This window comes from Bacillus sp. FSL W8-1141, from assembly GCF_038593205.1.
Taxonomy (GTDB): domain Bacteria; phylum Bacillota; class Bacilli; order Bacillales; family Bacillaceae; genus Bacillus; species Bacillus altitudinis.
Window position 1 is genome coordinate 1519003 of record NZ_CP151973.1, and the last position, 14331, is coordinate 1533333.

12 protein-coding genes are annotated in these 14331 nt (G+C 43.4%); 11 read left to right on the plus strand and 1 reads right to left on the minus strand.

The window, feature by feature from the left end:
* Positions 1–25 precede the first annotated feature (25 nt).
* A complete protein-coding gene (locus tag NSQ52_RS07710) occupies positions 26–1735 on the minus strand; it encodes an NFACT RNA binding domain-containing protein (RefSeq protein ID WP_024720332.1) in 1710 nt (569 codons plus the stop codon).
* Positions 1736–1900: 165 nt separating this feature from the next.
* On the opposite strand from NSQ52_RS07710, the gene NSQ52_RS07715 reads away from it, so the two are divergent.
* The 11 genes from NSQ52_RS07715 (at position 1901) to rlmN (ending at position 14329) form a co-directional block, all read left to right on the plus strand.
* A complete protein-coding gene (locus NSQ52_RS07715) occupies positions 1901–4576 on the plus strand; it encodes a calcium-translocating P-type ATPase, SERCA-type (RefSeq protein ID WP_342474038.1) in 2676 nt (891 codons plus the stop codon).
* Between the two features lie 83 nt (positions 4577–4659).
* On the plus strand, positions 4660–5535 hold the full coding sequence (locus NSQ52_RS07720; RefSeq protein WP_342474039.1) for a YicC/YloC family endoribonuclease: 876 nt from the start codon (positions 4660–4662) through the stop codon (positions 5533–5535).
* A gap of 76 nt (positions 5536–5611) precedes the next feature.
* Positions 5612–5881 (plus strand): extracellular matrix/biofilm regulator RemA, encoded by a 270-nt coding sequence (gene remA, locus NSQ52_RS07725; RefSeq protein WP_008344898.1) that lies wholly within the window; start codon positions 5612–5614, stop codon positions 5879–5881.
* A gap of 9 nt (positions 5882–5890) precedes the next feature.
* Positions 5891–6505 carry a guanylate kinase gene (gene gmk / locus NSQ52_RS07730; protein ID WP_007499680.1) on the plus strand — a complete coding sequence of 205 codons (615 nt, stop codon included), beginning with the start codon at positions 5891–5893 and terminating at the stop codon, positions 6503–6505.
* A gap of 3 nt (positions 6506–6508) precedes the next feature.
* Complete coding sequence (gene rpoZ / locus NSQ52_RS07735) at positions 6509–6712, plus strand: DNA-directed RNA polymerase subunit omega (RefSeq protein WP_008344896.1); 204 nt, start codon at positions 6509–6511, stop codon at positions 6710–6712.
* 115 nt (positions 6713–6827) lie between these two features.
* A complete protein-coding gene (gene coaBC, locus NSQ52_RS07740; protein ID WP_041090556.1) occupies positions 6828–8045 on the plus strand; it encodes a bifunctional phosphopantothenoylcysteine decarboxylase/phosphopantothenate--cysteine ligase CoaBC in 1218 nt (405 codons plus the stop codon).
* Positions 8042–10450 carry a primosomal protein N' gene (priA, locus tag NSQ52_RS07745; protein WP_342474040.1) on the plus strand — a complete coding sequence of 803 codons (2409 nt, stop codon included), beginning with the start codon at positions 8042–8044 and terminating at the stop codon, positions 10448–10450. The genes coaBC and priA overlap by 4 nt, the downstream gene beginning before the upstream one ends.
* Positions 10451–10465: 15 nt before the next feature.
* Positions 10466–10948, plus strand: a complete 483-nt coding sequence (def, locus tag NSQ52_RS07750; RefSeq protein ID WP_008344891.1) for a peptide deformylase — start codon at positions 10466–10468, stop codon at positions 10946–10948.
* Between the two features lie 5 nt (positions 10949–10953).
* Complete coding sequence (gene fmt / locus NSQ52_RS07755) at positions 10954–11907, plus strand: methionyl-tRNA formyltransferase (RefSeq protein WP_017359336.1); 954 nt, start codon at positions 10954–10956, stop codon at positions 11905–11907.
* Positions 11894–13237, plus strand: coding sequence for a 16S rRNA (cytosine(967)-C(5))-methyltransferase RsmB (gene rsmB / locus NSQ52_RS07760; protein ID WP_058337363.1), 1344 nt, complete (start codon positions 11894–11896; stop codon positions 13235–13237). Before fmt ends, rsmB begins: the two co-directional genes overlap by 14 nt.
* Positions 13238–13240: 3 nt before the next feature.
* A complete protein-coding gene (gene rlmN / locus NSQ52_RS07765; RefSeq protein WP_024720337.1) occupies positions 13241–14329 on the plus strand; it encodes a 23S rRNA (adenine(2503)-C(2))-methyltransferase RlmN in 1089 nt (362 codons plus the stop codon).
* Positions 14330–14331: the final 2 nt, after the last annotated feature.

The following is a 14331-nucleotide window of genomic DNA, read 5'->3' on the forward strand; positions in this document are numbered from 1 at the left end:
ATCTAAAGATTTAATCGGCTCTTTTTTATTTTCTCAGCTTTAGGACAACATCCTCATCAGGCGTCACAAATAATGTTTGCTGCTGATCATACGTGACAAAGCCCGGTTTTGCTCCGTTTGGTTTTTTTACATGCCGGATTTTCGTATAATCGACAGGGACGGAGCTTGATTCTTTTGCCTTCGAGAAGTAGGCAGCAATTTGTGCCGCTTCAAGCAAGGTTTGTTCATCAGGCGCTTTGTGACGAATGACGACATGTGATCCAGGAATATCCTTTGTGTGCAGCCAAATGTCATCACGAGCTGCCGCCTTTGTGGTCAAATATTCGTTTTGCTTGTTGTTTTTTCCAACGAGAATCGGAACACCTTGAGAAGATTCATATGCTTCAAGCTGAATGGCCGATGGTTTTTTCTTTTTGGCGTTGCGTTTTTGTTTGGGACGCAAATATTTTCCTTCCACCAGTTCTTCTCTTATTTCCTCTAAATCTTTTGGTGAGGCAGAGGACAGCTGCTGGATCAGCTCGTCAAAATAAACAATTTCTTCATGTGTTCGCTTGATTTGTTCATTTACGGCCTCTACTGCATTTTTTGCCTTTTGGTATTTTGTAAAATACGCTTGTGCATTTTCAGAAGGGGTTTTGTTTGTTTTGAGCGGGATCGTGATCTCTCCGCCTTCTTCATCATAATAATTGATGACAGTTGCTTCTTTATCCCCTTTTTTAATCGCATATATATTGGCAGTAAGCAATTCACCATAAAGCTGATACTTATGCGCATTTTGAGATTCTTCAAGTGTTCTTGTTAGTTTTTTCAGCTTGTTTTCATTTTTCTTTTTTTCATTGGCAACAAAACGTTCAAGATCAGCCGCCTGCTGTTTGACTCTGTCTCTTTCAGCTTTTCCGAAATAAAAACGGTCAAGTAGCTCGCTAAGAGAATCAAATGTCTTCATGTCACCATCGACGTGCTGAAGTTCTAATAAATAAAAATACTCTTTCCCGTCTTTTCTCGTGAGCTGAGGGGTAAAAGAATGCGCCTGAATGAGCTGAAACATCTCGAGCAATGTACTTGGAATCGTTTCCTGATTGGCAAGACCGGCCCTGTGGACGGCTTCCTTAGCAAACAGCGGAGAAACCCCAGAGAATGTATCGACAATTTGATTGGCGATTTTCCCTTCTTGAAAACGTAAATGCTTTAAAATATCTTCCTTCGTCACGTCAAAAGGATTCAGCTTTTGCTGTGCCGGCGGCAGAAGATATTGATGTCCGGGCAGCACCGTTCGATAGCTGTTCACAGATGGAGAAAGATGTTTCAGTCCGTCAATGATCTGCTCCGTTTCGTCCTCCACGAGAATTAAGTTGCTGTGCCTGCCCATAATTTCAATATACAGCTTACGGGTTTGTTCATCGCCAATTTCATTTCGGCTTCGCACGTGCAGCACGATCACCCGATCTAACCCAATTTGTTCAAAACGTTCAATGAACCCACCCTCAAGATGTTTTCTGAGAAGCATACAAAACATTGGCGGTTCGCTCGGATTATCATCATGGTGCTCAGTGAGCTGTACCCTTGCATAGCTCGGGTGAGCGGATAAAAGAAGTTTATGATTCTTCCCCTTTGACCGGATATGAAAAATCAGCTCATGCTTGTATGGCTGATGTATTTTCGAAATTCTTCCGCCAGTTAATGTTTCTTGCAATTCATTTGTCATACCGTATGTAAAAATGCCGTCAAATGACATGTTGGATACACCCTCTTCTTTCACACAAATCTACTGAAAGAACCTTACGTTTTCTCGTTCTTTAGGCAGTCTTATTATTATAGCATGATTTAGGACGAGTCTGAATAAACTGGCTTATAGAACACTGCATAAGAGAGAGAACAAAAGAGGAGTGGACGAGGTCAAATGAATTGGCATGAACTGAACCAAACCGATTTATTAAAAACAATGAATACATCGATAGGTGACGGACTGTCAGACAAAGATGTGCAAAAGCGGCTTGAAAAGTATGGGCCAAATGAATTACAGGAAGGGAAAAAGGTGTCGGCGTTCGTTATTTTTTTAGCGCAATTTAAAGACTTTATGGTGTTAATCCTGCTTGCGGCAACGATTATTTCTGCTTTTTTAGGTGAATACATTGATGCTGTGGCGATTGTGGCGATTGTGCTGATAAATGGTGTGCTTGGCTTTTATCAGGAACGCCGTGCGGAAAAGTCCCTCCAAGCACTAAAGGAATTATCAACGCCGCATGTCTATGCAAGGAGAAACAATGAATGGGTCAAGATCCCGTCAAAGCACCTCGTGCCGGGAGATATTGTGAAGTTTTCAAGCGGGGACCGAATTGGGGCAGATATCAGATTACTAGAAACAAAGAGTTTGGAAATCGAAGAATCTGCCCTCACTGGAGAGTCCATCCCAGCGGTCAAACATGCGAGTCCGCTCTCGCGAGATCATGTCTCACTTGGAGATTTGACGAACATGGCCTTTATGGGGACGCTTGTCACGAGGGGAAGCGGTGTAGGGGTTGTCATTGGTACAGGGATGAATACGGCGATGGGACAAATTGCCGGTATGTTGGATTCAGCAGGTAATATGGAAACACCGCTGCAAAGACGCCTTGAGCAGCTGGGGAAAATTTTAATTGTTGCTGCATTATTTTTAACTGTTCTTGTGGTTGTTCTTGGTGTGGTGCAAGGTCATGATTTGTATCATATGTTCTTAGCGGGTGTATCTCTCGCTGTTGCTGCGATTCCAGAAGGACTGCCGGCGATCGTCACTGTCGCACTTTCCCTAGGTGTGCAGCGGATGATTAAACAAAAATCCATTGTCAGAAAGCTGCCGGCTGTGGAAACACTCGGCTGCGCCTCGATTATTTGCTCAGATAAAACAGGCACAATGACACAAAATAAAATGACAGTGACACATGTATGGGCAGAGGGGAAAACATGGAATATTTCTGGCACGGGGTACGAGCCGTCAGGTGATTTTACCTTAAACGGAGAACTTGTCCATGTAGACAAACATCCAAGCCTGCAAAAGGTGCTATTATACGGAGCACTTTGTAATACATCGACCATCGTTGAAAAAGACGGAGAGATGAGACTTGATGGTGATCCGACAGAAGGAGCACTTCTAACCGCTGCGCGTAAAGCGGGTTTTACAGAGCAATTCATCGAAGCGGGATTTCGTGTGGTGGAGGAATTCCCTTTTGACTCTGAAAGAAAAATGATGTCAGTCGTCGTGGAAACGAATCAGAAGGAGCGGTATGTCATTGCCAAAGGGGCGCCAGATGTGCTGATGAACCGTTCAAGTCATATGATGCACGGCGGACGCACCGCCTCATTTTCAAAGGCCCACCGGCAAGAAACAGAAGCTGCCATTCAAGGTTTAGCAAGACAAGCGCTCAGAACCATTGCGATTGCATATAAAAAAGTAAGTCTGACAGAAAAAATCACCTCTGTTCAGCAGGCAGAAACTGGCCTCACATTTATCGGTCTAGAGGGCATGATTGATCCACCTCGTCCTGAAGTGAGACGAGCGATTAAAGAATGCCGGGATGCCGGCATTAAAACAGTGATGATTACAGGCGATCACGTAGAAACGGCTAAAGCGATCGCTAAAGATTTAAGTCTCTTACCGAAGCAAGGAAAGGTGCTTGATGGAAAAGCTCTGGATCAGCTAAGCGACAAAGAGCTGGAGCAAACAGCAGAAGATGTGTACGTCTTTGCCCGTGTATCACCTGAGCATAAACTGAGAATTGTGAAGGCCTATCAAAAAAATGGACATATTGTCGCGATGACAGGTGATGGGGTGAATGATGCGCCAGCGATTAAACAGGCGGATATCGGCATATCCATGGGGATTACCGGAACAGATGTTGCCAAAGAAGCTTCTTCTCTTATTTTGCTTGATGACAACTTTGCGACCATTAAATCCGCTATTAAAGAGGGTCGGAATATTTATGAAAACATTCGCAAATTTGTCCGCTATTTGCTGGCATCGAATGTGGGAGAGATTTTGGTCATGCTGTTTGCGATGCTTCTTGCGCTTCCATTGCCTCTCGTTCCAATTCAAATTTTGTGGGTAAACCTTGTCACAGACGGCTTGCCGGCTATGGCACTTGGAATGGATAAACCAGAAGGCGATGTCATGAAGAGAAAGCCGCGGAACATGAAAGAGGGGATTTTTGCAAGAGGGCTTGGTTGGAAGGTCATATCAAGAGGGTTTCTGATTGGGATTGCCACTTTGTTAGCCTTTATGTTTGTGTATCACCGTGATCCGAACAATCTTCAATATGCGCAGACGGTTGCATTCAGCACACTCGTTTTGGCGCAGCTCATTCATGTGTTTGACTGCCGCAGTGAACGGTCTATTTTTGAACGCAATCCATTCGGGAATATGTACTTGATCGGCGCTGTTGTGTCTTCCCTGCTGCTGATGCTTGTGGTCATTTATTATCCACCGCTTCAGCCAATTTTCAAAACGGTGGCGGTCGCCCCAGTCGATTGGCTTCTGATCATCGGTATGTCTGCATTGCCAACTTTTTTACTGGCAGGATCACTTTTGACAAGAAAAAAATAATTGGTTATGGTATAATTTTGAGGTAATAGTGTCTGCTATTACCTTTTTCATTTTATTAATATGAAAGAATTGGGTGTTTTCACATGATACGCAGTATGACGGGATTCGGCCAAGCGAGTAAAACGGATGGAGAACTGACAGTGTCAGTTGAGCTAAAATCGGTCAATCACCGTTTTAAAGAGGTTCATGCCCGTTTGCCGAGGCCGCTTTTATATTTCGAAGATACATTAAAAAAAATCATTCTTCGTCACGTGCAGCGCGGTCGAATTGAGCTGTTTGTTACGATTGAAGGCGGTAAACTTGCAAACCGGTCTTTACAGATTGACTGGCCGCTGCTTGATGAATATATGAAAGCCGCAAAAGACCTTGAGGACCGCTATCATATTTCAGGTATTCAGCATGCACATGACTTACTGAAGCTGGAACAGGCTGTTCAGGTGGAAGAGTCAGTCAGCCGAAATGAGCAGCTGGAGCATTTGCTGATAGACACTTGTGAAGAAGCTGTCAAGGAGCTTTGCTTTATGAGAGAGCGGGAGGGAACATCACTTCAAAAAGACTGTGAACTCAGGCTGTCTGAACTCGAGGCATTTACAGAAGAAATCAAAGTGTTTGCACCAGAGGTTGTGAGTCAGTACAAAGAACGATTGAATCAAAGATTGCAAGAATGGATCGGAGAGGCGCTTGAAGAGAGTAGGCTGACCACAGAAGCGGCCATCTTTGCTGATCGCTGTGACATTACAGAAGAGATTACCAGGCTGAAAAGTCATTTTCAGCAGTTTCAGCAAATTTTGACGCAAGGCGGCGCTGCCGGACGAAAGCTTGACTTTCTTGTACAGGAGCTCAACCGTGAAGTGAACACGATTGGATCAAAAGCAAACCATCACCATTTAACAAAGCTGGTGGTTGAAATGAAAAGCGCTATTGAAAAAATAAAAGAACAAGTGCAAAATATAGAATAGTCATTGTGTATGCTGTTTACAGTGCGTCTCTTTCGGCGAGACTAGAGACGTTTATATTACAGGGGGACGAAAGAAGATGACCATAAAGTTGATCAATATCGGATTTGGAAACATCATTTCAGCGAATCGGATGATTTCGATCGTCAGTCCGGAATCAGCACCGATTAAACGAATGATACAAGACGCAAGAGATCGAGGCATGCTCATTGATGCGACATACGGAAGAAGAACCCGTGCTGTTGTCATTATGGACAGTGACCATGTCATCTTATCTGCCGTTCAGCCTGAGACTGTCGCGCAAAGACTTTCTGTAAAAGAAGAAATCATAGATGAAGGGCAGGGGTAATACGCCATTATGAAAGAAAGAGGACTTTTAATCGTTCTCTCTGGACCTTCGGGAGTTGGAAAAGGAACGGTCAGACAAGCCATTTTCTCCCAGGAAGATACGAAATTTGAATACTCTATTTCTGTGACAACCCGCAAACCGCGTGAAGGTGAAAGAAATGGTGTTGATTATTTCTTTAAAACCAGGGAAGAATTTGAACATATGATTGAAAACAAAAAGCTGTTAGAATGGGCAGAATATGTCGGGAATTACTACGGCACGCCTGTTGACTATGTAGAACAAACATTGAGCGAAGGAAAAGATGTTTTCCTTGAAATCGAAGTGCAAGGTGCACTTCAAGTAAGAGAAGCATTCCCGGAAGGTCTCTTTATTTTCCTTGCACCGCCAAGTCTTTCAGAACTTCAAAACCGCATTATTACACGCGGGACAGAATCTGAGGATCTCATTCGTAACCGAATGGCTGCTGCAAAAGAAGAAATTGAAATGATGGATGCTTATGACTATGTCGTTGAAAACGACGATGTCGAGCTTGCATGTGAAAGAATTAAAGCGATCGTCCTTGCAGAGCACCTGCGAAGAGACAGAGTCGCACCAAGATATAAAAAAATGCTGGGGGTAGAATAAACCATGTTAGATCCTTCAATTGACTCATTGATGAACAAACTTGACTCAAAATATACACTTGTCACAGTGTCTGCACGCCGTGCACGTGAAATGCAAATCCATCAAGATCAACAAATCGAAAACACAAAATCCTATAAATTTGTAGGGAAAGCTCTTGAAGAAATCGATGCTGGTCTTTTGACATTTGAAAAAGAAGAGCAAGAATAACATCGCTTCTGCTATGCAGATACGATACGTTCAAAAAAGTCAAAACTATGATTGGTTTTGACTTTTTTGAATTGTAGACGAATTTGTGAAAAAGGCCGTTAAGGGGGACAAACAAATGTTACAGTCAAAAAATATTTTACTCGGCGTCAGCGGAGGAATCGCCGTATATAAAGCAGCTGCACTCACTAGTAAACTCGTACAGGCAGGCGCAAACGTAAGAGTGATTATGACAGAATCTGCCCGTGAGTTTGTGTCTCCGCTCACCTTTCAAGCCCTATCTCGGCATGAGGTGTATGTGGATACATTTAAAGAAAATAATCCAAAAGTCATAGCGCATATTGATGTAGCTGACTGGGCCGATCTCATTCTTGTTGCCCCTGCAACAGCACATACCATTGGTAAAATGGCCGCAGGACTTGCTGATGATATGCTCACAACGACCTTGCTTGCTTCAACAGCTCCTGTATGGGTTGCACCGGCTATGAATGTACACATGTATGACCATCCAGCTGTCAAGCGGAACATCCGCACTTTATATGAAGACGGCTACCGGTTTATAGAGCCAAGTGAAGGCTATTTAGCATGCGGCTACATTGGAAAAGGACGCTTAGAGGAGCCTGAAAAAATTGTTGAACACATCCGTGCGTTTTTTGATGAGCCAACCAGCTTGCCGCTTTCAGGCAAAAAAGTCGTGGTCACAGCTGGCCCTACACGAGAAGTGATCGACCCTGTTCGTTTCCTTTCAAATCGATCTTCTGGGAAAATGGGCTATGCCATTGCAGAAGCTGCCGAGCAAATGGGGGCTGATGTCACGCTCATTTCAGGACCTGTTTCGTTAACTGCGCCTGAGCATGTGAATGTGGTGCAAGTGGAATCGGCTGAGGAGATGTATCAAGCAGCGTTAGAGGTGTACGAGAAAGCAGATATAGTGATTAAATCAGCAGCCGTTGCCGATTATACGCCTGTCACGACGTATTCTCATAAAATGAAAAAACAAGACGGTGAACTAGCGGTTGAATTTAAGCGGACGAAAGATATTTTAAAAGAGCTTGGGAAAAGAAAAGAACATCAGGTCCTAGTCGGCTTTGCAGCTGAAACGCAAGATGTAGAATACTATGCGAAAAAGAAAATCGAATCCAAGCATTTAGATATGATTGTCGCGAACAATGTTGCAGCAGAGGGCGCAGGCTTTGGCACAGATACAAATGTCGCAGCATTGATCAAAGCAGACGGAACAAAAAAAGAGCTGCCAATGATGAGCAAAAAAGATCTTGCCTTTGAAATCTTACAGGAGGCAAAGCAGCTGCTGCCAAAAGAGCGTGATCGAGCATGATTGCTGAAGTGATCGTCGATGTCACAACGAAAGCCATTGACAGGCCATTTGACTATCGTGTGCCAGACCGCTTTAAAGGCCTTGTCAAGGCTGGTATGAGGGTAGTGGTTCCTTTTGGCCCAAGGAAGATTCAAGGGTTTGTGACAAAAATCAAAGAAGAAACAGACGTACAGTCAGGAAACATCAAGGACATTGTCGATTTATTTGATTTATCTCCTGTTCTGACAGATGAGCTATTGGAGCTTTCCCACTGGCTGACGGAAAAAACATTGTCCTATCATATTACGGCGCTTCAATCGATGCTTCCAGCAGCGATGAAAGCCAAATATGAAAAAGAAATTCAGGTGTTATCAGCTGAGGAACTTCCGCAGTCATTGAAAGAGCTTTTCGGTCAGCAAGAGAGCATCCTTTACGCTGACATTCCGCCTGAACAGCTGAAGCCTATTCAAAAGCATGTCCAAAAAGGTCATCTAGAAGTCAGATATCACGTCTCACAAAAATCCGGAAAGAAAAAGGTGCGGACACTTCAGGTAGCAGTTACGAAAGAAAAACTTGAAGAAAAGCAGGAACAGTTAAAGAAAAATGCGGTGAAACAGAAGGCGCTGCTTACCTTTTTATTTCAAGCGAATGAAACGACGTTTTTAGCAAAAGATTTGCAGCAGCAAACAGGTGCTAGTTCTCAAACGATAAAAGCTTTGATTCAAGAAGGTCTGTTAACAGAAAGCTATGAAGAGATTTATCGAGATCCTTATCGGGATAGGGAGTTTACACCATCTACTCCTCTTGATCTCACAACAGAGCAAGCAGAAGCGGCAAAACCCATTCATCAAGCAGTGAGCGATGAAAAACATGAAACGTTTTTACTGCACGGGGTCACAGGAAGCGGTAAAACCGAAATTTATTTACAGACGATTGATCATGTCCTCCAAAAGGGAAAAGAAGCGATCGTCCTAGTTCCTGAAATTTCATTAACGCCTCAAATGGTCCAGCGTTTTAAAGAGCGCTTCGGCTCCAATGTGGCTGTCCTTCATAGCGGCTTATCGACTGGGGAAAAATACGATGAATGGCGGAAAATCCACCGCAAGGAAGTCAAACTTGTCGTTGGCGCAAGATCGGCTGTTTTTGCCCCGTTTGAGAATTTAGGAATGATCATTATAGATGAAGAACACGAATCGTCATATAAACAAGAAGAAATGCCTCGGTATCATGCGAAAGATGTGGCCATTGAACGAGCAGGGCGGCACCAATGTCCGGTTGTATTAGGCAGTGCAACGCCTTCACTTGAGTCATATGCGCGTGCGAAAAAGGGTGTGTATACACTGCTGACGCTCAAACGGCGCGTCAATCAGCAGCAGCTGCCGCACGTTTCTTTAATTGATATGAGAGAAGAATTAAGAAACGGCAACCGCTCCATGTTCTCAGAAGAATTAATGCTCAAGTTAAAAGAAGTACTTGAAAGGAAAGAGCAGGCAGTTTTATTTCTCAATAAAAGAGGTTATTCATCCTTTGTGATGTGCCGGGATTGCGGATATGTGGAACAATGTCCTCATTGTGAGATCTCTCTCACTTATCACCGCTTTCAAAAACGGCTGAAGTGCCATTACTGCGGTCACGAAGCTCCTGTACCTGCAGAATGTCCAGAATGCCATAGTGAGCATATTCGCTATTTTGGTACAGGCACGCAGCGTGTGGAAGAAGAGCTGACGAAGGTATTGCCAGAAGCGAGGGTCATCCGAATGGATGTAGATACAACCTCTCGGAAAGGTGCGCACGAAAAGCTTCTCACGTCCTTTGGTAATAAAGAAGCAGACATTCTGCTTGGGACGCAAATGATTGCAAAAGGATTAGACTTCCCAGATGTTACACTTGTCGGTGTCCTTAGTGCGGATACGTCTCTTCACATCCCTGATTTTCGTTCAAGTGAAAAAACGTTTCAGCTTCTTACACAAGTAAGCGGACGTGCGGGACGTCATGAAAAAGCGGGGTCAGTCATTATTCAATCATATACACCTTCGCATTATAGTATTGAATTAACCAAACAGCATGATTATGAAGCCTTTTATGAGCAGGAGATGTTGCACCGTCGTCATCAGTCTTATCCGCCATTTTATTTTTTGGCGATGGTGACTGTATCACATGAAGAAGTGACAAAGGCAGCGCATGTCACAGACAAAATTGTTCAGTTCCTGAAAATGAATTGTGCACCGAATACAAGAATTCTCGGTCCTGCTGCTTCTCCGATCGCTAAGATCAAAGATAGATATCGATATCAATGCGTGATAAAATACAAAAGGGAAAATGAACTGGCAAGTTTATTACGAAAAATACAAGATCATTATCAAAAAGAAATGGAACAAAAACAGTTGATGATATCAATCGATATGAATCCATATATGATGATGTAAAACGGAGGTCTTTTCGTGGCAATCAAACCGATAGTCTTACATCCTGCAGACGTGCTTGAACAACAAACAGAGCTTGTTGATACATTCGATAAAAAACTGAAAAAACTGCTGGATGATATGTATGATACAATGCTTGAACTAGATGGAGTCGGCCTAGCCGCACCACAAATCGGCATCTCAAAAAGAATCGCCGTGGTCGATATCGGAGAAGATTCTGGGAGGATTGACTTAGTAAATCCTGAGATTCTTGATGTGGAAGGGAGCCAGACAGACATTGAAGGCTGCCTGAGCTTTCCATCTTTGTACGGAACGGTTGAAAGACCAAATTATGTGAAGGTGAAAGCCTTTGATAAGAAAGGCAAACCATTTACAATAGAAGCAGAAGGATTTTTAGCAAGAGCTTTATTGCATGAAATTGATCACTTAGACGGCGTATTATTCACGTCGAAGATCATTCAAACGTATACAGAAAAAGAACTTGCGGAAATGGAAGGGTGAAGAAAATGGCACGTATCGTATTTATGGGAACCCCTGATTTCTCAGTACCTGTGCTGCAAACACTTATAACAGAAGGATACGAAGTGGTAGGGGTCGTCACGCAGCCAGATCGCCCGAAAGGCAGAAAACGAGTGCTCACGCCGCCTCCTGTAAAAGTAGAAGCCTTAAAACACGGCATTCCAGTTTTACAGCCTGAAAAGGTACGTCTTGATGAAGAAATTGATAAAGTGCTTGCGTTAAAGCCAGATTTGATCGTAACAGCAGCATTCGGACAAATTTTGCCAAAAAGATTACTTGATGAACCTGAATTTGGCTGTATCAACGTTCATGCCTCACTGCTCCCAGAACTAAGAGGCGGTGCACCGATCCATTATGCGATCCTGCAAGGCAAAAAGAAAACAGGCGTGACGATCATGTATATGGTAGAAAAGCTTGATGCAGGTGACATGATTAGCAAAGTAGAAGTAGAAATTGATGAATTAGACAACGTCGGAACACTGCACGATAAATTAAGTGTGGCTGGTGCGGCCTTATTAAAAGACACAGTTCCAAATGTGTTAAGCAGGTCTATCTCGCCAATTCCGCAAAATGAAGAGGCAGCAACGTATGCACCAAATATTAAGCGAGAGCAGGAAAGGTTAGACTGGACCAAGCCAGGGGAAGAGCTTTACAACCAAGTTCGCGGCTTAAATCCATGGCCAGTTGCCTATACTGAATGGAACGGTGCTAACTTAAAAGTATGGGAAGCGAAAAAAGTTCCGCTTCAAGCACCAGAAGAACCTGGGAAAGTGATTGAGCTTCAAAAAGAAGGACCAGTCGTTGGAACAGGAAATCAGCAAGGCCTTTTATTAACGAGTGTACAGCCCGCTGGAAAGAAAAAAATGAGCGGTGAAGACTTCTTAAGAGGCGCAAATATCGAAATTGGACAGAAATTAGGGCTAATCAATGAAGAAAAGTAATGTGAGAGAAGTAGCGCTAGACGCTTTAATCAAACTCGAACAAAATCAAGCCTACAGTAACTTGCTTTTGCAGTCAGTGATGAAAGAGAAAGAACTCTCCGATCAAGACAAACCGCTATTAACAGAACTTGTATACGGTACACTGCAAAACAAGCTGGCACTTGATTATATGCTCACACCCTTTGTGAAAAAACCGCAAAAAGTGGCTCCTTGGGTGATGCAGCTTTTACGGATGTCTCTTTATCAGATGGTTTATCTTGAAAAAATTCCAGATCGTGCAGCCATCCATGAAGCAGTGGAACTCACGAAAAAGCGCGGACATAAAGGTATTTCTTCACTAGTCAACGGCGTTCTTCGTTCTGTGCAAAGAGAAGGCGTGCCATCATTTGATGCGATCAAAGATCCGGTCAAGCGGCTATCGGTTGAGACAAGCCATCCATTGTGGCTCGTACAAGAATGGGTGGAGGCGTACGGTTTTGAAGCAGCAGAAAGCATGTGCCGTATTCATTTAGTCCCGCCAAAGCAGACATTGCGTGTCAATCAAATGAAAAAAAACCGCACTGCACTGCAGCAAGAACTCATGGATGCAGGAATTGAGACAGAACTCGGCGATCTCTCTGAGGATGCACTCAAACTCATGAAAGGATCTATCGTATCCACTCCTTTCTTTCAAGAGGGCTTTGTCACGATCCAAGATGAAAGCTCCATGCTTGTCGCAAGAGCGCTGGACCCTCAGCCGGGAGAAATGGTGCTTGATGCCTGTGCCGCCCCTGGTGGTAAATCAACACATATTGCAGAGCGAATGAACGATGAGGGGAACATTGTGTCTCTTGATTTACATGAGCACAAAGTAAAACTGATCAAACAGGCGGCAAAGCGTCTAAACTTAACGCATATTGAGGCAAAAGCGCTTGATGCAAGAAAAGCATCCGACCATTATGATGATGCTTCGTTTGACCGTATTCTCATTGATGCACCATGTTCAGGTTTTGGCGTCATCAGACGAAAACCAGATATGAAATATACAAAGTCCTCGGAAGACTCAGCAAGACTTGCGACAATTCAGCAATCGATCTTGCATGAAACAGCCCAGCTGCTAAAGCCAGGCGGAACCCTTGTATACAGTACATGTACAATGGATCCAACAGAAAATCAACAAGTGATTCATGCGTTTTTACAAGAACACCAAGACTTCGAACCCGATCTATCTCTTAATGAACGGCTGCCTGAGCAGGTTGCTCCGTTTGTTCAAAACGGAAGTGTACAAATACTTCCTCATTATTTCGGAACAGATGGTTTCTTTATTTGCAGCATGAGAAAGAAGGGATAAAAAATGACAGAACAAAAACAAAAAGTAAGAAAAGAACTGAAAACAGACATGCCGTCGATCTACTCGTTTGAGCTAAATGAAATCAAAGACTGGTTAAAGGAACAAGGCGAAAAGCCTTTCCGTGCAACACAAATTTTTGAGTGGCTTTATGAAAAACGCGTCACATCCTTTGATGAAATGTCTAACCTTTCAAAGGAATTAAGAGAAAAATTAAAAGATCAATTCGCCATCACGACTTTAAAAACAGTGATCAAACAAACATCTCAAGATGGAACGATCAAGTTCTTATTTGAATTACACGATGGCTATACCATTGAAACCGTGCTAATGCGCCACGAATACGGCAACTCTGTCTGCGTCACAACACAGGTTGGCTGCCGGATTGGCTGTACATTCTGTGCATCTACACTTGGTGGATTGAAACGTAACCTTGAGGCGGGAGAAATTGTGGCCCAAGTCTTGAAAGTACAACAGGCGCTTGATGAAACAGATGAACGTGTCAGCTCAGTTGTCATTATGGGAATTGGCGAACCGTTTGATAACTTTGATGAAATGCTTGCATTCCTTAAAATCATTAACCATGATAACGGCTTAAATATTGGAGCACGTCATATTACGGTTTCGACGAGCGGGATCATTCCAAAGATTTATCAATTTGCGGATGAGCAAATGCAAATCAACTTTGCTGTCTCCCTGCACGCACCAAATACTGAAATTCGAAGCCGCCTCATGCCAATCAATAAGGCATACAAGCTGCCAAAATTAATGGAAGCTATTGAATATTACATTCAAAAAACAGGCAGACGCGTGAGCTTTGAATACGGTCTGTTTGGCGGAGTCAATGATCAAGTCCATCACGCAGAAGAACTTGCTGATTTATTAAAAGGAATCAAATGCCATGTAAACCTCATCCCGGTGAACTATGTACCAGAAAGAGATTACGTGAGAACACCAAGAGAACAAATCTTCCTATTTGAAAAAACGCTGAAAGAACGAGGCGTAAACGTAACGATTAGACGAGAGCAAGGCCATGATATTGATGCTGCTTGCGGTCAGCTAAGAGCGAAGGAGCGTCAGGAAGAGACGAGGTGACG

Coding starts and splice junctions, on each gene's coding strand:
- fmt (WP_017359336.1), top strand. CDS start 10,954: ATGGCACGTATCGTATTTATGGGAACCCCTGATTTCTCAGTACCTGTG.
- gmk (WP_007499680.1), top strand. CDS start 5,891: ATGAAAGAAAGAGGACTTTTAATCGTTCTCTCTGGACCTTCGGGAGTT.
- priA (WP_342474040.1), top strand. CDS start 8,042: ATGATTGCTGAAGTGATCGTCGATGTCACAACGAAAGCCATTGACAGG.
- coaBC (WP_041090556.1), top strand. CDS start 6,828: ATGTTACAGTCAAAAAATATTTTACTCGGCGTCAGCGGAGGAATCGCC.
- NSQ52_RS07715 (WP_342474038.1), top strand. CDS start 1,901: ATGAATTGGCATGAACTGAACCAAACCGATTTATTAAAAACAATGAAT.
- remA (WP_008344898.1), top strand. CDS start 5,612: ATGACCATAAAGTTGATCAATATCGGATTTGGAAACATCATTTCAGCG.
- NSQ52_RS07710 (WP_024720332.1), bottom strand. CDS start 1,735: ATGTCATTTGACGGCATTTTTACATACGGTATGACAAATGAATTGCAA.
- NSQ52_RS07720 (WP_342474039.1), top strand. CDS start 4,660: ATGATACGCAGTATGACGGGATTCGGCCAAGCGAGTAAAACGGATGGA.
- rsmB (WP_058337363.1), top strand. CDS start 11,894: ATGAAGAAAAGTAATGTGAGAGAAGTAGCGCTAGACGCTTTAATCAAA.
- rlmN (WP_024720337.1), top strand. CDS start 13,241: ATGACAGAACAAAAACAAAAAGTAAGAAAAGAACTGAAAACAGACATG.
- rpoZ (WP_008344896.1), top strand. CDS start 6,509: ATGTTAGATCCTTCAATTGACTCATTGATGAACAAACTTGACTCAAAA.